22 protein-coding genes are annotated in these 16,248 nt (G+C 57.3%); 16 read left to right on the plus strand and 6 right to left on the minus strand.

Annotation, left to right across the window (positions count from 1 at the left end; genetic code table 11):
* Nucleotides 1-54: 54 nt before the first annotated feature.
* The 5 genes from ACZ3HH_RS24250 to ACZ3HH_RS24270 all read right to left on the minus strand — a co-directional run bounded on the left by ACZ3HH_RS24250 (nucleotide 55) and on the right by ACZ3HH_RS24270 (nucleotide 2,509).
* A complete protein-coding gene (locus ACZ3HH_RS24250; protein WP_465808406.1) occupies nucleotides 55-297 on the minus strand; it encodes a pyocin activator PrtN family protein in 243 nt (80 codons plus the stop codon).
* Entirely contained in the window at nucleotides 294-677 is a 384-nt protein-coding gene (locus ACZ3HH_RS24255; RefSeq protein ID WP_465808407.1) for a hypothetical protein, read from the minus strand. The genes ACZ3HH_RS24250 and ACZ3HH_RS24255 overlap by 4 nt, the downstream gene beginning before the upstream one ends.
* Nucleotides 674-949, minus strand: a complete 276-nt coding sequence (locus ACZ3HH_RS24260; protein WP_465808408.1) for a hypothetical protein — start codon at nucleotides 947-949, stop codon at nucleotides 674-676. Before ACZ3HH_RS24260 ends, ACZ3HH_RS24255 begins: the two co-directional genes overlap by 4 nt.
* 10 nt (nucleotides 950-959) lie before the next feature.
* A complete protein-coding gene (locus tag ACZ3HH_RS24265; protein ID WP_465808409.1) occupies nucleotides 960-1,526 on the minus strand; it encodes a deoxynucleotide monophosphate kinase family protein in 567 nt (188 codons plus the stop codon).
* Between the two features lie 269 nt (nucleotides 1,527-1,795).
* A complete protein-coding gene (locus ACZ3HH_RS24270; protein ID WP_465808410.1) occupies nucleotides 1,796-2,509 on the minus strand; it encodes a LexA family protein in 714 nt (237 codons plus the stop codon).
* Nucleotides 2,510-2,543: 34 nt separating this feature from the next.
* Between ACZ3HH_RS24270 and ACZ3HH_RS24275 the strand changes: the two genes are divergently transcribed.
* Nucleotides 2,544-2,759 carry a Cro/CI family transcriptional regulator gene (locus ACZ3HH_RS24275; RefSeq protein ID WP_465808412.1) on the plus strand — a complete coding sequence of 72 codons (216 nt, stop codon included), beginning with the start codon at nucleotides 2,544-2,546 and terminating at the stop codon, nucleotides 2,757-2,759.
* Between the two features lie 233 nt (nucleotides 2,760-2,992).
* Nucleotides 2,993-3,475, plus strand: coding sequence for a phage regulatory CII family protein (locus tag ACZ3HH_RS24280; protein WP_465808414.1), 483 nt, complete (start codon nucleotides 2,993-2,995; stop codon nucleotides 3,473-3,475).
* Between the two features lie 41 nt (nucleotides 3,476-3,516).
* On the opposite strand, the gene ACZ3HH_RS24285 is transcribed toward ACZ3HH_RS24280, so the two are convergent.
* Nucleotides 3,517-4,155, minus strand: a complete 639-nt coding sequence (locus ACZ3HH_RS24285; RefSeq protein WP_465808416.1) for a DUF4145 domain-containing protein — start codon at nucleotides 4,153-4,155, stop codon at nucleotides 3,517-3,519.
* A gap of 79 nt (nucleotides 4,156-4,234) precedes the next feature.
* On the opposite strand from ACZ3HH_RS24285, the gene ACZ3HH_RS24290 reads away from it, so the two are divergent.
* The 14 genes from ACZ3HH_RS24290 (at nucleotide 4,235) to ACZ3HH_RS24355 (ending at nucleotide 16,230) form a co-directional block, all read left to right on the plus strand.
* Entirely contained in the window at nucleotides 4,235-6,922 is a 2,688-nt protein-coding gene (locus ACZ3HH_RS24290) for a bifunctional DNA primase/polymerase (RefSeq protein WP_465808418.1), read from the plus strand.
* Complete coding sequence (locus ACZ3HH_RS24295; protein WP_465808420.1) at nucleotides 6,919-7,254, plus strand: hypothetical protein; 336 nt, start codon at nucleotides 6,919-6,921, stop codon at nucleotides 7,252-7,254. The genes ACZ3HH_RS24290 and ACZ3HH_RS24295 overlap by 4 nt, the downstream gene beginning before the upstream one ends.
* A gap of 8 nt (nucleotides 7,255-7,262) precedes the next feature.
* Nucleotides 7,263-7,733, plus strand: a complete 471-nt coding sequence (locus ACZ3HH_RS24300) for a hypothetical protein (RefSeq protein WP_465808422.1) — start codon at nucleotides 7,263-7,265, stop codon at nucleotides 7,731-7,733.
* Nucleotides 7,734-8,030: 297 nt separating this feature from the next.
* The gene (locus ACZ3HH_RS24305; RefSeq protein ID WP_465808424.1) at nucleotides 8,031-8,513 is read left to right on the plus strand and encodes a hypothetical protein; all 483 of its coding nucleotides are present in this window, start codon (nucleotides 8,031-8,033) and stop codon (nucleotides 8,511-8,513) included.
* A 79-nt stretch (nucleotides 8,514-8,592) separates the two neighbouring features.
* Nucleotides 8,593-8,904, plus strand: coding sequence for a putative holin (locus ACZ3HH_RS24310; protein ID WP_465808426.1), 312 nt, complete (start codon nucleotides 8,593-8,595; stop codon nucleotides 8,902-8,904).
* Nucleotides 8,867-10,681, plus strand: coding sequence for a terminase large subunit (locus tag ACZ3HH_RS24315; protein WP_465808428.1), 1,815 nt, complete (start codon nucleotides 8,867-8,869; stop codon nucleotides 10,679-10,681). The genes ACZ3HH_RS24310 and ACZ3HH_RS24315 overlap by 38 nt, the downstream gene beginning before the upstream one ends.
* Nucleotides 10,678-10,863: a hypothetical protein gene (locus ACZ3HH_RS24320; RefSeq protein WP_465808430.1), complete on the plus strand. Its 186-nt coding sequence runs from the start codon at nucleotides 10,678-10,680 to the stop codon at nucleotides 10,861-10,863. Before ACZ3HH_RS24315 ends, ACZ3HH_RS24320 begins: the two co-directional genes overlap by 4 nt.
* Nucleotides 10,864-10,865: 2 nt before the next feature.
* The gene (locus ACZ3HH_RS24325; protein WP_465808432.1) at nucleotides 10,866-12,137 is read left to right on the plus strand and encodes a phage portal protein; all 1,272 of its coding nucleotides are present in this window, start codon (nucleotides 10,866-10,868) and stop codon (nucleotides 12,135-12,137) included.
* Nucleotides 12,134-13,078 (plus strand): S49 family peptidase, encoded by a 945-nt coding sequence (locus ACZ3HH_RS24330; protein WP_465808434.1) that lies wholly within the window; start codon nucleotides 12,134-12,136, stop codon nucleotides 13,076-13,078. The genes ACZ3HH_RS24325 and ACZ3HH_RS24330 overlap by 4 nt, the downstream gene beginning before the upstream one ends.
* Before the next feature lie 62 nt (nucleotides 13,079-13,140).
* Nucleotides 13,141-14,460: a phage major capsid protein gene (locus ACZ3HH_RS24335; RefSeq protein WP_465808436.1), complete on the plus strand. Its 1,320-nt coding sequence runs from the start codon at nucleotides 13,141-13,143 to the stop codon at nucleotides 14,458-14,460.
* Between the two features lie 48 nt (nucleotides 14,461-14,508).
* On the plus strand, nucleotides 14,509-14,796 hold the full coding sequence (locus tag ACZ3HH_RS24340; protein WP_465808438.1) for a hypothetical protein: 288 nt from the start codon (nucleotides 14,509-14,511) through the stop codon (nucleotides 14,794-14,796).
* A 3-nt stretch (nucleotides 14,797-14,799) separates the two neighbouring features.
* On the plus strand, nucleotides 14,800-15,351 hold the full coding sequence (locus tag ACZ3HH_RS24345; RefSeq protein WP_465808441.1) for a hypothetical protein: 552 nt from the start codon (nucleotides 14,800-14,802) through the stop codon (nucleotides 15,349-15,351).
* Between the two features lie 2 nt (nucleotides 15,352-15,353).
* Nucleotides 15,354-15,716 (plus strand): head-tail adaptor protein, encoded by a 363-nt coding sequence (locus ACZ3HH_RS24350; protein ID WP_465808443.1) that lies wholly within the window; start codon nucleotides 15,354-15,356, stop codon nucleotides 15,714-15,716.
* Nucleotides 15,709-16,230 (plus strand): hypothetical protein, encoded by a 522-nt coding sequence (locus ACZ3HH_RS24355; protein ID WP_465808445.1) that lies wholly within the window; start codon nucleotides 15,709-15,711, stop codon nucleotides 16,228-16,230. The genes ACZ3HH_RS24350 and ACZ3HH_RS24355 overlap by 8 nt, the downstream gene beginning before the upstream one ends.
* Nucleotides 16,231-16,248: the final 18 nt, after the last annotated feature.

Below are 16,248 nucleotides of genomic sequence, written 5' to 3' on the forward strand. Positions count from 1 at the left end.
CTGCCTAATTGAGTGCATGTTGTTTGTCCCTGGACGGCAGGGGCCACCGTTGAATCAGGCTGCTGCTTTCGTCGCTTGGGCGTCGAGGTAAGCGGCCAGGTTGTGCAGGTACACCACCGGTTTTGCCCGCACCGAACAGTGCAGGCGCGTCACGACCAGCGCGATGCGGCCGGCCTTGATCTCGCCCAGTAGGTGGCGGTCGGTGCGGATGTGCGTGAAGTACTGTTCCCGCACTGCGGTCAGGGACGGGCAGGGCGTGGCGAACTGTTTGCGGAGTTGATCGAGGGTGTCGCTCACGCTGCGTCCTCCCCGAACCCCTCCGTTGGGGACACCAGCTTAAGGCGGATCAGTTCGGCGAGGCTTTCTTTGCTTTTGCCCATGCCGGCGGCGCAGACGTTGCCCTTTGCGTCAGCGACCACCGCGCCGAATGGATATTCGGGCGAGTTGGTCGGGGTAACGTAGGCGATCTGGCCTTCGTGGATCACGTTGTTGACGCAACGGAACACTTCTGCGAGTTCGGTACTGAGCGCCGGCATGTTGTCCAGCAACTGGACCGCTTCGGTCGAGGCGCCCAGCAGCGTTGCGCGACTGATGACGCCGGGGCAGTTGAGGTAGATCGGGATCAGCTTCAAGGCGCCAAGCGCCTGGGTGTAGGCGTTGAGTTGATTGGTTTTCATGCGGCGGCGTCCTTCTTGGTGATGGTGATTCCCAGCTTCTTAGCCAACCAACTGACCCCATCTTCTTTCACCATCACTACGGTGTAATGGCGGCATTTGTTGATCGACGGAATCAAGGTGCTGCGCGGGTCCGAGTACAGGTAGCCCCGGTCGCGGTGCTGGCTGGCAAGGTCGCCGCTGCTGTTCAAGATGCCCAGCTCCCGCAACCTGGTGCGGAAAGCGCGGGGCTTGATGCCGAGCACTGCGGCGGTTTCGTCCAGGGTGCGGTTCATGGCGCTGTCCTCAGACCACTGCTGCGCGGGTGTGCAGGGTGTCCACAAGCTTGTTGAGGTTGGTTTGAAGGTCTTCGATGGTCCCGTCATTTGGCAGGAACCAGTCGCCCTGTGCGCCCCAGATACCGCGTTCGCTGCGGTGCGGCACCACGGCTTTGACTGAAGTGCGCTGGATGTGAATCACTACGCCACCACGCCGGCGGATGAATTCCGCTTCGTTCTCAAACCGCAGATCGCTGACCACGAACCCGCGAACTGTGTCGTGAGTGCGGGCCAACAGGTCGAGGTTCTGCGCGGCCAGCAGCAGCCACAGTTCGGGATGCACGGTGTCCCGCCCCCACTCGGTGCCCAGGGTCTGCATCAGGTAGCGTGGAGAGCGGCCTAGCCACGGCAGGATGCTTTCCTTTTGCTCGCCTTCGAAGTCGCAAGGACTCAAGTTGAGGATGTGCATCAAACCATCGCGAAGTGGGTCGGCGAACGCGTAAGACTGGAATCCGTGTTGGTTCACCAGGTGCTGCGCGGCGGTGTCTTTGCCGGAGCGGGCGACGCCCGCGAGGCCGAACAGAAGTGTCTTCATGCTGCATCACCCCCTAATGGGCGTGACTCGGAGCCGACAACGTTGATCTTTGCGGACGCTAGGCGACAACAGGCTGTGACAATCACCAGCAAACCGGTGTTTTTTTGGATGGTGTCAACGGCTTGTGGGTTGGTGCAGGCTGCCGGGTGCAGGTACACCGTGCAGCGAGGGGATTTGTGCTGTGCAGTGGGCATCGCTCGTACTCTTGGTGAGAGGTGTACGAGCAGATTAGGTTGGCGGGTTTAAAAAATCAACCGTAGGTTTAAATATTAGTATTTTTTGAACTTGCCTATGACCACGCCGCAGATAGTCCAGCTGTCGTCCAAGCGTACTACGGGTTCCGGCCAGTCTCTGTTCTGCGCTTTCAGATATAGATTATCTCCCTCTTGCAGCAGCTTTTTGAGCGAAGCCTCACGATGCAGCGCAAGTTTTGCGACAACAAAGTCACCTGATTTCGGAGGTCGAGCCGGGTCTACAAAAATGATCTCATTTTCGAAAAACTCGTTCTCCATACTGCTTCCACGCACGGGGAGAGCATAAGTAGAAGCACTGCAAGGATATGGCCAAGCCAGCCAATCCTCTGCGTCGGCAGGTGCAATTTGTTCGTTCGGGTCAAGCAGCGTTGCTGCTTGGGCGTAACTGAGCAAGGGGTGAAGCTCAACGGATTCCTTCATAGGGCGAACACCTGGCATCTGAAGCATCAGGCTTTCGGGGTCATGAGGACGCCAACTTCTTTCGTTTGTATCGAGAAACCAATCGATGCGAAGCCCTGTGATATCTGCGAGTTTTTGAAGGTTCGCTTTTTCGATCTTGCCGGTTTTGATCCACTTGTAAACGGATTGAGGCGTAACGCCTATGCGCTGCGCGGCTGCCGTTTGGGACAGAGAAGCGCGCTTGAGTGCGTAGCGAATTTTTTCGTTCAAATCATTCATTTGTGGATCATCTTCAATCTTTGGTTGACGGTCTACAACGCACTGGCTCATTATTTAAACCATAGGGTTAAATCAGGGGTTGCCAATGGATATCTTTGAGATGCTCCGACAGCAGGTTCGCAGCCAGTCAGCTCTCGCTCGTGAGCTGGGGATTTCCCCCCAAGCTCTAGATGGCTGGCGAAAGCGCAAACAGGTTCCTGCCGAGCGTGTTCTCGACATCGAGAGAATTACTGAGTTGAGAGTCACTCGGTACATGCTGCGGCCTGATATTTTCGGTGCAGCACCAGAATCCATTCAATGAAAGCACACGGTTGCAATGACCGCAGAAAAGTTTCCCGCTAATCATTGAAATGGTTGCTCTGTTGTTTAAGTGATTTCGCCACAGAGCGCTTGTAAGGGTGCCGGGCTGGGACCTCTCACCAAAGAATCCCCCAGCCCAGCTACGACGATACACAACACATGCACATCGGTCGTGGTCGTAGGATAGGGCGTGCCCTATCTTATGGCTAGGCCGTAAATGGGGTATTTACGGTTATGAGTCGCACAGATCTTTTGCCGGACGCTGGTCCGGTTCTTCCCCTGCGCCAGGCGATTTATCGCGCTGGTCGTGACTACAAGGGCGGAATCACCGCCCTTGCCTTTGACATGGTTTTAGATAACGACACCCTCCAGAAGAAACTCAAGCTCGATGAAGAACGGCGTTGGCTGAACCCTGATGAGCTTGAAGAGCTGATCCGGCTCACCGGTGATTCTCGTTTACTAGATGCGCTGATGCGCCCGGCAGGGGCGGTCTGGTATCGCCCGGTGCCAGTGCCAGCAACACGCGATGCCTTGAAAGCCGTTGGCAAGTTGCTCGGTGAGACTGGCGAGTTCGTGGCCGCAATGCACGATGGCGCTGCCGACAACGTCTGGGAGCTTCACGAAGTCTTGGACTTGGAAAGGCAGGGGATGGACGTGATCCGCGAAGTCCTCGGGATCATGGCGGGTGCCCGTCAGGCGATGGAGGACTCGGAATGAATCCTCCATCCTCTAATTCAGTTTGGAGAGGTGCCGACCGGTCAAGTGTTTGCGGGAGGCTGCCGCCGGCTGGCGATCAGAGCTGGAAGCGTAAATATATAAGTCAAAAATGCTTCGGTAAACGTAACGATATCTTCTGCATCTTTCGCGGTGAATTCTTCATCATCGTGGATTGCCGTGTTCCGATCTATGCGTATTTCTTCAGCCCAGTCGGCCATAGCAGCGGTGATTTTGCCATCGGTAGCAAGCTTTTTGAGGCGCTTGTCCAATTTCCAAGCTGGGTCCATATCCTTTGTAGCCAGATCCAGAGCTTTTCCGCAAAGCAACACCGCAGTTTCAAACTTCTGTCGATGAAGGTTATCGAGTGCTTCTTCGTAGGTATTACCTATCTTTTCCGGAACAGCATCAGGTACCTCTCGTTTCATTACTTTCGGATATTGAAGCCCCGTTCGCCTGAAGTAGCTGTTTTCATTGTCAAGATTAAACACCACGGAATCCAGGAAATTGGTTTTCTCGTATTGCATCGTCGATTGGCCGCCGACTATGACCATTTCATGGCAGTGGGGGCAGATCAGGGGGATCCTGTACGCCCCGCCGGTACTGATGGCCACTTCAGATCTCATGCCTGCTTTGGTAGTTTTACAGTGTGGGCAGTCAAGACTCGCAACGTATGCCGGCATAGTTCATTCCTTTTGAAGGCGTTGGGAATCAGCATCATTGATTGCTTCACACCTATCTCGCAAGATGGGGAAAGCAAGAATGCTTAAGGGAGCAGTGATATCGAAGTGGGCAAAGCATTACGTCGAATCTCTCAACCTAGCACTCGTACCGATTGAGCCTGGCGAAAAGGCCCCGAAAGGCAGGGGGTGGAACAAACCCGGCGGCTACATGACTGATGCTGCCGCGGCTGAAGTGTTCTGGCAACGAAACCCTAACCACAACCTTGGCGTCGTGCTCGGGCCAAGCCGTGTCTGTTCGTTGGATGTCGACGACGTTCAATGGACGCGGCATGTGCTGTATGAGCTGCTGGGCCTCGATCTGGATGCGATGGCCGTGGTGTATCCGACGATTGTCGGTAACCCGCTGCGGTTCCGCGTGATGTTCAAGTTGCCGGACGGTATCGAGCTGACCCGGCATTCGCTTTCGTGGCCGAATCAAAATGACCCGGACGGTTCGATTTTCAAGGCGCTGGGAGAGAAAGCAAAGGCGGCGAAAGAGCTGGGCGATGCAGCGGGTGAAGCGACAGCACAGGCAGAAGCCGAGGATTACAAGCGCTTCACTGTGTTCGAGCTGCGTGCTGGCCTGGTGCAGGACGTGTTCCCGCCGTCGATCCATCCGGGCACTGGCAAGCCGTACTCCTGGCGCACGCCGCCGAATGCCACAGATGGTTTGCCCACGCTGACCACTGAACTGTTGGCCATCTGGCAAAACTGGGACATTTTCAAACGCGACGGTGAAGCGGCCTGCCCGTGGGCGCCCAAGCCGAAAAAAACGGTGGCCAAGGTCATCAAGCGAGCACCGCCCGCGGCGGGTAAACCCTCGGTTATCGATGAGTTCAATCGCAGCCACGACGTTGAAGAGCTGCTGCGATCGCATGATTACATCAAGCGCGGCAGTAAGTGGCTGTATCCACACAGCAGTACGGGGGTGCCGGGTGTGACGATCAGTGACGGCAAGGTGTATTCGCACCATGGCGCCGATCCGCTTGCGAACGGTCATCAGAATGATGCGTTCGAGGTGTTCTGTTTGTTGCAGCACGGCGGTGATCAGTCGCGCGCCGTCAAGGACGCGGCGCTGTTGCTGGGTATGCAGCATTCTTCTCGACCGGATCCGCGTAATCTTCCCCCGACCCCATCTGGTGACCTGAGCGAGCCGAACTGTGCGCTTGGCGGCGGCAGTGAGGCCGCTCCGGCTTCTGACGGGGGCGCGGGGGAGGTGCTGACGCTTGAACAGATTCTCCGACGGTATGCGCTGGTGGAAGGAACCACTCACGTGTGGGACTTCGACCAGTCACGGGTGATGAAGAAGTCGGCGTTTGAAGCGCGTGTCGGCAAGCCGCTGGCGAAACAATGGACGGAAGATACCGAGCACCGCAAGCTGATATCAGATGACCATGTGCGCGACATCGAGCAGTCGCGGCGGATGGCGGGCAAGAAGGGCGGGGCGTTCGGTATGCCGCCGACCGAGCGTTACGTGTACATCGATGGCACGAAGGACGTTTGGGATCGAGAGAAGAAACGCCGCGTTGCCGAAGGCGCCGTGAAAATGGCGCTGGGCGACACGTACCCGTTGTGGTTGAACAGCAGCGAACGGCGGGTGGTCGATGTCGACCACATTGTCTTTGACCCGACGATGACCAAGGACCCGAGTGTCTTCATCAATACGTTTGATGGCTTGCCGCTTGAGCCAGTCAGGGACGATGACGCCTGCGCGAACCTACGGTGGTTGATTTCGTTCCTGTGCAACCACGATGAAGACGCGGCGCGGTGGTTAACCCGGTGGATGGCGTACCCGCTTCAGCACCTGGGTGCGAAGATGGACACGGCGGTTCTGATGCATTCCATCATGGAGGGCTCGGGCAAAAGCCTGTTGTTCGCCGATGCACTGGGGATGCTCTACGGCCAGTACGCCGCGACAGTCGGGCAGACGCAGTTGGAAAGCAACTTCAATGCCTGGCAAAGCCGCAAGCTGTGGTCGGTGTTTGAAGAAGTTGTTAGCCGCGATCAGCGATACAACCAGGTGGGCAAGATCAAGCATTTGATCACCGGCAAAACGGTGCGCATGGAATCTAAGTTCATAAATGGCTGGGAAGAAGCTAACCATATGAACGCGGTGTTCCTGAGCAACGAGATCATGCCGTGGCCGATCAGCGAAAGTGATCGGCGGATGCTGGTGATGTGGCCCGAGCAGACCCTACCCGAAGTTCGCCAGAAGGCTATCGGCCAAGAGCTGAAAAACGGCGGGGTGGCGGCGCTATATGGCTGGCTACTGTCGATTGACCTGGGCGACTTCGACGAGCGCACCCGGCCGCCGAATACGGACGCGCGTGAACGCTTGGTGGCGTTGAGTCGGGCCGGTTGGCAAACATTTCTCAACCTTTGGAAGTACGGCGATCTGGGGCGCGATTTGTGGGGCGTGTGCCTCTCGACTGACCTCTACTCGCTGTTCCTTGAGTGGTGCCACCGCAACAAAGAGCATGTGATGAGCCAGACGAAGTTTTCGCTGTTCATTGGCTCGGAGGTGGATAAAACCCGGTCCATTCCCTGGACTGAAGGCAGTAACCGGCGCTTTGGTGCGTTCTTCTTTCCCAATGATCCCGGCGCTTCCCAGCCCCCATCACTGAAGGCGGCAGACCTGGGCAAGACGGTCAGCGACTGGCGTGCCCAGGCGAAGCTGGCAGGGTGGAACGTTGACAACTGGGAACACGTGAAGGCGGCTGCGGCATGAGTGCGCTTAAAAGTGTGTTGGGTGTGTCGGGTGTGTGTTGGGTTGGTTTTGGCTATCCAACACAGCTTCGAGGCTTTGATTACGCGGGTTTGCGGGCAGTGTGTTGGGTGTGTTGGGTTTGGCGTCGCGTGCGCGCATGCGTGATGTTATTTGCAGCGAAAACAGAAGACAGAAATTTTTCTTATGCGAAGGCAGAAAAACCCAACAAACCCAACACACTCAACACAGATAGATTGAAAGCATTGATTTTGAAGGGAATTATTTGTGTTGGGTTTGTGTTGGGTTGCAGCTTTTCTGTGTTGGGTTCGGTTTTTCAGGGGGAAGGGCAATGATCGGGGCAATGGAAGAGCTTTTGAAGCACTGGGGCGAGCAATGCCGGCTGAACGGCGAAAGCGGCGGCATGGGCAGCCCGATGGCGACCATTATGGAGTGGGGTGGGTCGGCGCCTCGCGGCACACCGGGATCGCGGATCATCCTCGGTGCAGGGGCTGGGCCTGATGCGGTCGCCCAGCAAGTCGCGGCAGCTCTGTCGGAGATTGGGCGGCAGGATGAGCAGGGTGATCGATTGATGCGGCTGGCCGGTTTGCGTTACGGCGATGATCCGGCACCGACCTGGTTGATGCAGCTGCATTTGTTAGGGTTCGAGTCGAGGGCGAAACAGACTTACTACGACCAGGTGCATCGCCTGCATGAGCGGCTGCTGGTGGTGCTGGCCGAGCGTGCCGATGCCCGTCAGTGGCTGACCGCTGGTCGGGGCGTTTTACCTCAAAGTCTCCTCAAAGTTGCGTCAAAGTTGTGTCGAGTTGGATAACCGAAAATGCCCCCTTTTCGGTTCCGTACTCGGAGGGTAAAAAGTCACCACGATATGAAATTTGCGCCTTGGCGCTGACCTCGCACGTGCTGTGCAGCTTCAACCGGCCTCCCTGAACCGGTCACTTAACCCCGCTTCGGCGGGGTTTTTATTTTCGGACAGATGCGGGAGCTTTTCCTAAAACAATATACGTTTCAACGTATTAGGAGGGTGTATCGGTCTTGAAAATGCGGTGGGAAACCCCCAATCATTTGTTTGCCGCTGGTGTAAGGGCTTAACGCAGAGAGAGGGCAGGGAATGACTGACGATATGAGTTCTAAACTTGATGAGTTTTTCAACGCTCGATCTGAGAAAAAAGCTGAAGTTGATCGGGAGAACCGTGAACGCGAGGCTGTTCGGCAGGAAAACCTTCAAGCGTTTCTGGCGCTGATAGAGTCGCTAATCCGGCCAGCTCTCGAGTCTTTTGCTGGCATGCTTAGGGATAAAGGCAAACAGACCAGCATTTATGAATACAAAGATGGGGAATGGGTAGGCAGTGGCCCACGCCCGCAGACGATAGGTATTCGCTTTTTGGTAAGAGGTACGCAAGCTTTTGGCTTTCCGGATCCCTATTTTGCAGTGTCAGTCGACAAAAACATTCGACGAGTGAATATCTTCAGTAGCAGTGCACCTCGAGGATCGTCTACACCTAGTTTCGAAGATTCTATGGTTTTTGAAGAGTTAACCGTAGAACTGATCAATGAAAAGCTTTTCACGGTTGTTACCGACGCTTACAAATAGGCTTTTTTGTTTGCCCCCCAACCCCGCTTCGGCGGGGTTTTTATTTTCGGCCCGATGGGTGCCTGCAAGGAGAATCAGCATGAGCGAGCCGGCAACTGTTGTCGTGGCCGGTGGTGTGGGACTGGCAGCTACCGGTCTGCTGGCGGGCGTAGACATGCTCGCGGTGATCGGTGCTCTGGCTGGTTCCCTGGTGTTCTTCACCACCACTGAGGAATTGCCGGTCTGGAAGCGGGTTTTGTTCCTGCTGGTGTCTTTCGTGATGGGTTACATGTTCGCCCCTGGCATGGCCGAGGTTGAGTTGTTCGGTGCTAGGCCTTTCAAGTTCACCGGGCCGGCGGCGTTCGGTGCTTCGGTTGAGCAACGAGACGCCGCAGACAAATACTTCAGTTGACGATCGCGTCACCGCCTTTGCCCATGCCGTACTGGCCGGCGAAATTGTCGCCGGTCCCAACGTTCGCAACGCCTCTAAACGTCATCTGCGTGACCTCGAACACGGACCAGCCCGCGGTTTGGTTTGGGATCTGGAAAAAGCCAATCGTGCGATCGGCTTTTTCGAGGATGTGCTTTGCCTCAACGGAGGTGATTACGAAGGCATGCCTTTCCTGCTCGCTCCCTGGCAGGCATTTGTGGTCGGAAGTTTGTTTGGCTGGATGACTGTTGACGGTTATCGGCGTTTTCGACTGGGCTACATCGAGACTGGCAAGGGCTCTGGTAAAAGCCCACTGGTTGGTGGGATCGGCCTTTACGGGTTGGTTGCCGACGGTGAACAGCGCGCTGAAATTTATGCGGCGGCCACCAAGCGCGATCAGGCGATGATCTTGTTTCGCGATGCCGTGTCGATGGTGGACATGTCGGAAAAACTTCGCTCCCGGCTCGTGCAGTCGGGGCGCGACGAAAAAGTCTGGAACCTGTTCTATCCGAGTACCAATTCCTTCTTCAGGCCGATCAGCGCCGATGAAGGCAAGTCCGGCCCACGGCCCCACATTGGGCTACTCGATGAGGTGCATGAGCACAAGAGCGCGGCCACTGTGAACATGATGCGCGCCGGTACCAAGAACCGCCGCAAAGCCATGGTGGTGATGATCACCAACAGCGGTTCCGACAAGAAGACGGTCTGCGGTCAGTACCACGATCTGGGCGTACGGATCTGCGCGGCCATTGAAGATGACGACAGTTTCTTCGCCTTCATCTGCTCCCTGGATGAGGGTGATGACCCATTCAAGGACGAAGCCTGCTGGCCCAAGGTCAACCCCTCGCTGGACTATATCGCCGAAGGGCAAAGCGATGGCATCCCCGGTCGTAAGTATTTGCGTGAGCAGGTCCAGTCGGCTCGAGGGTTGCCGGCTCAGGAGTCGGTAGTGCGCCGTCTCAACTTCTGCGAGTGGACGCAAGCCGATGCCCCGTGGATTTCTTGGGGGGTTTGGAAGCAGGCCGAAGAACGTGTGCCAATGCGACTACTGCGCAACCGCCGATGCGTTGGCGGGCTCGATCTTGCCAGCACCACGGACTTGACCGCATTTGTCCTGATCTTTTGGCCCGCCCCACACGATCCGCACTGGCGGCTGCTGCCGTACTTCTGGATCCCGGACGACGACCTGCAAGGGCGCGAAGATCGCGACAAGGTGCCCTACGCCATGTGGGTTAAAGATAGTCACCTTGAAACGACTCCAGGCCGGGCCATCAGCAAGCTGCATGTGCTGCGGCGGCTGGTCACAATCTGTGCGTACTTCGATGTCGAGCGCATTGCCTATGACCGGTGGCGCATCGAAGACCTGTTGCAGCTGATGTCCGAATACGACATCTCGCTGCCGGAAATGGTGGGCTTCGGCCAAGGCTACAAGGACATGGGGCCGGCGGTAGATGAGTTTGAGCGCCGCCTGCTGGGGTTGGCCCTTGAGCAGGAGGTAATCGATCTTGATCCCGCTGACTGGGAGGTCATCGAAAGCGAGACAGTTGAAACCCTGCGTCACGACGGCAACCCGGTAATGACCTGGTGCGCCGGCAACGCGGTGATCGTTTCCGATCCAGCCAATAACCGAAAGGCCGACAAGGCCAAGGCGACCGGTCGGATCGACGGCATCGTCGCATCCATCATGGCCGTCGGAATCAGCAGCAAGGCTGCGGGGCCGAGTGGCAAATCCATCTACGACGAAGGGGCGGGTATATGAAATTGGTCATCCTTTCATGGCTGGCCGGTCTGCTGGGCTTCGGTCTGCTGGTGTACGGCGTAGCAATGATCAGCACGCCGGCTGCCTGCATCGTCGCAGGCCTCGGCTTGATGGCCTGGTCATTCCTTGCCGATCGAGCATCCGCTGCACTGAAAGCCAAAACCAAATCCCAAGGAGATTGAGCATGTTCTTTTCAAGCGTGCTCGGCGAGGGGCGCGGAAATCTGACAGAAACGGGCGGCGGCTTTTGGCGTGGTCTTCTTGGTGGTGGCCGCAACAGCTCGGGCGTGAAGGTCACACCCGAGTCGGCGCTTGGACTGCCGATCCTACAAAACTGCGTCACGCTCCTAGCAGAGACAATGGGGCAACTGCCTTGCGAGATGTACCGCCGGCTGGATAAAGGTCAGCGTGAAGCCGCCATTAACCATCCTGCGTATGACGTCCTTCGGTACCAGCCGAACGGATTTCAGACGCCGTATGAGTACCGGGAGTGCACGCAAGGTGCCGCCGGCTTGCGTGGCAACGCTTACAGCTTCATTGATCGTCGGGACGACGGAAACGTCACCGCGCTCTGGCCGTTGTGCAACGACAAGGTGCAGGTGCTGAAGGGCGGCGACATGCTGCCGTATTACCGGATCAGCGGCGGTGAAGCCCTGCCGATGCGCATGATTCACCACGTGCGGTGGTTCAGCACCAACCATTACGTGGGGCTGTCGCCGATCGAGGTTCATGCCGAATCGCTGGGCTTGGCTCAGGCGGTGCGGCAATACACGGGCAAAAGCTTCGCCAACGGTGTGACTGTTTCAGGTGTGATCGAGCGCCCGCGCGAAGCCCCGGCGATCAAGGATCAAGGCAGCATCGACAAGATCGTCGATCAGTGGGGGCAGAAGTTCGGCGGCATGGACAACGCCAAGAAGGTCGCGCTGCTGCAAGAGGGAATGACCTTCAAGCCGGTCTCCATGAACAACGTCGATGCCGAAGTGTTGGGGATTCTCAAAACCACCGGTACCGACATTGCGCGGATCTACAAGATCCCGCTCCCCATGGTCAACGACCTGGAGAAGTCGAACTACAACACCCTCGAACAACTGATGATCCAGTTCGTGGTATTCGCGCTGCTGCCCTGGGTCAAGCGTCACGAACAGTCGATGATGCGCGACTTTCTGTTACCCGCTGACCGGCGCGAGTACTTCATCGAATTCAACTTGTCCGGCCTGTTGCGCGGTGATCAGAAGAGTCGTTATGAGGCCTATGCCATTGGACGCCAGTGGGGATGGCTCAGCGTCAACGACATCCGCCGGTTGGAGAACATGCCTCCGGTACCGGGCGGTGATATCTACCTGCAACCGCTGAACATGGTGGACGCAGGCAAGGGCGCCCCTGACTTGACCAACCCCAACGTGCGAGCGCAGCTCGAACTGCAGCACGCTGAAATAGAGAGGATTCTCGCGCAATGAAAAACTACCTGCGAGCCTCCAGCCTGCTGTTCAATCAGCCGCTGTTGGTGACGCCTGACATGTTGGACCTCGGCGTTCGCTGGGCCAACCAGGCAATGAGCTTGAACATCGTCAACATCGGTGGTCAGGGAGTTGCCAACCTGTGGTCGGATGACGGCATGGACCGAATCGCTCAGCGTGAAGAAGAGCGTCGGACGGCAATCGCGCGCACCGGTATCGAGGTGATTCCGGTCAGCGGTGTGCTGGTCAGTCGCGGCAGCCACGTCAGCATGTGCGAGACGATGACCAGCTATGAAACGCTGCGGGCTCAGATTCGCAACGCTGTTGCGGACCCGATGGTCGAGCGCATCGTGTTGGACATCGACAGCCCAGGCGGTTCTGCCGTCGGTGCGTTCGAGCTGGCAGCCGACATTCGCGCCATGGCCCAACAGAAACCCATCACCGGCATCGTCAATTTCATGGCCTACAGTGGCGGTTACCTGATCGGAGCCGCTTGTAGTGAACTGGTGGTGAGCCAGACCAGTGGTGTCGGATCGATCGGCGTCATCGCCAGCCACATGGATCGTTCCAAGATGGAAGAGGGCATGGGCGTTAAGGTGACCACTGTGTTTGCCGGCGCTCACAAAAATGACCTCAGCCCTCACGAACCGTTGAGCGACCAGTCGCTCAAGTACCTGAACGACGTTGTGCAGGAGAGTTATCAGCTCTTCGTCAATGCGATTGCCGACTACCGCGGGCTCTCAGTGCAGCAGGTCATTGCCACGGAGGCGGGCCTGTATCGAGGGCAGGCTGGTATCGCAGCGGGCCTCGCCGATCGCATACAGAGCCCGCAACAAGCCGTCGATGATTTATCCAACTCGGTGGCATTGAGCCGAGCCAACCGGCAGCAAGGCCGCCTTTCGGTCCGTGCAGCTGCACTGCATTTTCAAACCCAGATCTGACCGCGTTCGCGGCAGTCGTCGAAGCCCGCCTTGTGCGGGTTTTTTTATGCCCAGGAGGCACCATGTCCCTTGTACTTCAATTGCGTAGCGAACGCGCCAAGATCAACGACACGCTCCAGGCGCTGGCTAAGCTCGAAGCCGGCGGTGAAGCGCTGTCTGCTGAGCAGCTGGCTCAATTCACCAGTCTGGAAGCTGAGTTCAATGCGTTGACTGACAAGATCAGTCGGGCGGAGAAGGCCGAGCGAATGGCGGCCGCCAATGCGGTTCCGGTGAGTGAGTCGGCGCAAGGCCGCACTGGTCCACCACCAGGTTACATTTCCGGGTCGGGTCCAGCTGACGCGCCTGGGGTGCGTATGGCGCAGATGGTCCGTTTGCTTGCCGCCGCGGGAGGCAATCAACATCAGGCTGCTCAAATGGCGGAGCAAGGTGGTTTCTCCACTGATGTTGCCATGGCCTTGAGCACGGTAACGCCCGGTGCCGGTGGCGTGTTGGTACCGCAAAACTTCGCCACCGAAATCATCGAGGCTCTGCGCCCGATGTCGGTGGTGCGCAAGATGGGGGCTCGCAGTCTTCCGTTGAACAATGGCAACCTGACTCAGCCTCGTATCACCGGCAACACCATCGTCACCTACATTGGGACCGAAACCGATATCCCACTGACCGGTATGACCTTTGCGGACACCAAGCTGTCGGCGAAAAAAGCCGCCGCGATCGTCCCGATCTCCAATGATCTGATTGCCAACGCTGGTACCAGCCCTCGAATTGATGATCTCGTCGTGGCCGACCTAGCGGTGTCGATGGGGCTTTCGGAAGACCTGCACTTCATTCGTGCCGATGGTAGCGGCACGCTGCCCAAGGGCATGCGCTATTGGGCACAAGCGTTCAACGTGTTGCCGGCTCCGGACACTACGGACATCACACTGGAAAAAATTGACCTGTTCTGCGGCGGCATGATGCTCCGTATCGAAACCGCAAACGTGATGATGAAAAGCTGTGGTTGGCTGATGCATCCCCGTGTTTTCCGCTGGTTGCAGTCGTTGCGTGATGGCAACGGCAACAAGGCCTATCCGGAAATTGAACAGGGTCTGTTCAAGGGCTACCCGGTTGGCTTGAGCAACCAGATCCCGGTGAACCTCGGTGCGGGTGGCAACGAGACGGAATTCTACTTCGTCAACTTCGCCGACATGATGATCGGCGAAGATATGGACCTGACAATCTCGTTCAGCAATGAGGCCGCGTACAGGGATGCTGAAGGCAACATGGTCAGCGCCTTCCAGCGTGACCAGACCCTGGTCAAGGTGATCGCCAAGCACGACTTCGGTCCACGCCATGTGGAGTGCATCGTGGTCGCCGTCGCCGTGAAGTGGGGCGCCGGGATGTAATCCTTTTGCCCCGCTTCGGTGGGGCTTTGCATATCTGAGGTCGAAGCGATGAGCGATAAAGTTGTGGTGCGTTTTCTGAAAGCCTGGCGTGGTTACTCGGCAGACGAGTTGGCCGGGTTTGATCCAGACGTTGTTGAAGGCTTGAAATCCAAGGGCTTCGCTGAAGTCTACGAAAAGCCAAAAGCCGGTAAGACTGCAGCGGCGAAAACCAGTAGTGCAAAAAATGCTGGTGAAGCGGGCGCGGTAAGTTCGCCCGCTGAGACGCCAGGCGCAACGTCAAATGGTGCTGATGGCGGCGAAGGTAATACGGGTACCGATGACGACGCGAAGCCGTAAGCCATGGCCCGTCGTATCGAGTACTTCGGCGACCCGGTCCTGACACTGGAACAGGTGGCTTACCAGTGTCGGGTTGAGCCGGAGGACATGGAGCCGGCGCTGATTGAACAGATCATCATTCCCGGCGTGACCACTCAGTGCGAATCGAAAACAGGTGCTTCGATTCGCGGTGCCGTTTACGAAGAAGAATGGCCAGCCGATCGGCAGAGCGGGCATGCCTTGGATGTTGGGCAGGCCAATGAGATTGTCTCAATTTTGTCGCAGCAGCCAGACGGAACATGGACTGAGCAAGCCGGACCATTCGAGTTGCGGCAGGAACAGCGGGAAAGCTTTCTGTACTTCCCCGCAGCTCGTCCGGGTGGCCGGCTTCGCATTCGCTACAAAGCCGAGCTCAATCTTGAGCTTAACCCTGGTGTCCGTAACTGGTTGTTGATGGCGGCGGCGACGATCTTCCGGCATCCGGAAATGTTCCTGGTGGGCCAGACGTTGGTCGAGCTACCGTCGGCGTTCCTTGATCACCTGGTGGCTGATATCACCGTTCCGCCGAGGTTCTGAATATGGCCATGCGCGAACCGAGTGCTGGTGAGTTGGACCGGCGTATTGCGTTGCGATTGAGGACGGACATCCCGGCGCTGGATCAGGGGCTTGATTCGTTGTTCACCGATCAGAAAAGACGCTGGGCAAAGATTGAGCCGGTCGGTACCGCTGTTTACGCGAACGGTGTCCAGACCGATGTGAAGATCACCCATCGGGTGACTTTTTACTTTCTGAAGGGCATGAGCGAGTCGCACGAAGTTGTGCACGGTGCCACGATTTATCGAGTACGTCGGGTCGCGGACATGAACGGAAATCGTCGGTTTACCCTGCTTGAGGTCGAGGAGCTAGGGCCGGAGCAAGCCGGGGGAGGGATCTATGGCTAACTCAGCATCTATTGACGGCTACTTGCATTTCGAGGGCTACGACAACCTGCCGCGAGATATCTTCGACAAGAAGAAAATTCGTGCAGGCATGCGCAAAGCTGGGCGGCTGGTGATGCAAAAGGCTCAGATGAACCTGGCTCTTGCACGTGGTGAGGAAGGCTACCCGGTCAATCGCACCGGGGCGACTTTGGAGTCGATCACTTTCAAGGTGTCGCGATCGGGTTTCCTGGTCAAGGTTGCTCCGCGCAAGACAAGTGCCATGCCAGAGTTTTATCCAGCCTACTTGCACTACGGCGTGAAGAAAGGCCGTCGCCCTGGAAAGCTGGCACCCGGTAAGGGCAAGGGGCGGAAGAATCGTCGCGCCGCTGGTGCCCGCGCTCGACTCGTTGCTGAACGGGCTGCCGGTGAGTGGCGCATCAAGCCCCGCGACAACTACATGGCCGATGCATTGCAGGACTCCAAAACGGACGTTCAAGCCATTCTCTCTGCGGCGTTCGCTGCGGCTTTGAGCTGATCGCAGTCAGCGCCTGCT

The organism is Pseudomonas sp. PME37.24/025, assembly GCF_055556615.1.

Coding starts and splice junctions, on each gene's coding strand:
- ACZ3HH_RS24255 (WP_465808407.1), bottom strand. CDS start 677: ATGAAAACCAATCAACTCAACGCCTACACCCAGGCGCTTGGCGCCTTG.
- ACZ3HH_RS24260 (WP_465808408.1), bottom strand. CDS start 949: ATGAACCGCACCCTGGACGAAACCGCCGCAGTGCTCGGCATCAAGCCC.
- ACZ3HH_RS24265 (WP_465808409.1), bottom strand. CDS start 1,526: ATGAAGACACTTCTGTTCGGCCTCGCGGGCGTCGCCCGCTCCGGCAAA.
- ACZ3HH_RS24270 (WP_465808410.1), bottom strand. CDS start 2,509: ATGAGCCAGTGCGTTGTAGACCGTCAACCAAAGATTGAAGATGATCCA.
- ACZ3HH_RS24275 (WP_465808412.1), top strand. CDS start 2,544: ATGGATATCTTTGAGATGCTCCGACAGCAGGTTCGCAGCCAGTCAGCT.
- ACZ3HH_RS24280 (WP_465808414.1), top strand. CDS start 2,993: ATGAGTCGCACAGATCTTTTGCCGGACGCTGGTCCGGTTCTTCCCCTG.
- ACZ3HH_RS24285 (WP_465808416.1), bottom strand. CDS start 4,155: ATGCCGGCATACGTTGCGAGTCTTGACTGCCCACACTGTAAAACTACC.
- ACZ3HH_RS24290 (WP_465808418.1), top strand. CDS start 4,235: ATGCTTAAGGGAGCAGTGATATCGAAGTGGGCAAAGCATTACGTCGAA.
- ACZ3HH_RS24295 (WP_465808420.1), top strand. CDS start 6,919: ATGAGTGCGCTTAAAAGTGTGTTGGGTGTGTCGGGTGTGTGTTGGGTT.
- ACZ3HH_RS24300 (WP_465808422.1), top strand. CDS start 7,263: ATGGAAGAGCTTTTGAAGCACTGGGGCGAGCAATGCCGGCTGAACGGC.
- ACZ3HH_RS24305 (WP_465808424.1), top strand. CDS start 8,031: ATGACTGACGATATGAGTTCTAAACTTGATGAGTTTTTCAACGCTCGA.
- ACZ3HH_RS24310 (WP_465808426.1), top strand. CDS start 8,593: ATGAGCGAGCCGGCAACTGTTGTCGTGGCCGGTGGTGTGGGACTGGCA.
- ACZ3HH_RS24320 (WP_465808430.1), top strand. CDS start 10,678: ATGAAATTGGTCATCCTTTCATGGCTGGCCGGTCTGCTGGGCTTCGGT.
- ACZ3HH_RS24325 (WP_465808432.1), top strand. CDS start 10,866: ATGTTCTTTTCAAGCGTGCTCGGCGAGGGGCGCGGAAATCTGACAGAA.
- ACZ3HH_RS24330 (WP_465808434.1), top strand. CDS start 12,134: ATGAAAAACTACCTGCGAGCCTCCAGCCTGCTGTTCAATCAGCCGCTG.
- ACZ3HH_RS24335 (WP_465808436.1), top strand. CDS start 13,141: ATGTCCCTTGTACTTCAATTGCGTAGCGAACGCGCCAAGATCAACGAC.
- ACZ3HH_RS24340 (WP_465808438.1), top strand. CDS start 14,509: ATGAGCGATAAAGTTGTGGTGCGTTTTCTGAAAGCCTGGCGTGGTTAC.
- ACZ3HH_RS24345 (WP_465808441.1), top strand. CDS start 14,800: ATGGCCCGTCGTATCGAGTACTTCGGCGACCCGGTCCTGACACTGGAA.
- ACZ3HH_RS24350 (WP_465808443.1), top strand. CDS start 15,354: ATGGCCATGCGCGAACCGAGTGCTGGTGAGTTGGACCGGCGTATTGCG.
- ACZ3HH_RS24355 (WP_465808445.1), top strand. CDS start 15,709: ATGGCTAACTCAGCATCTATTGACGGCTACTTGCATTTCGAGGGCTAC.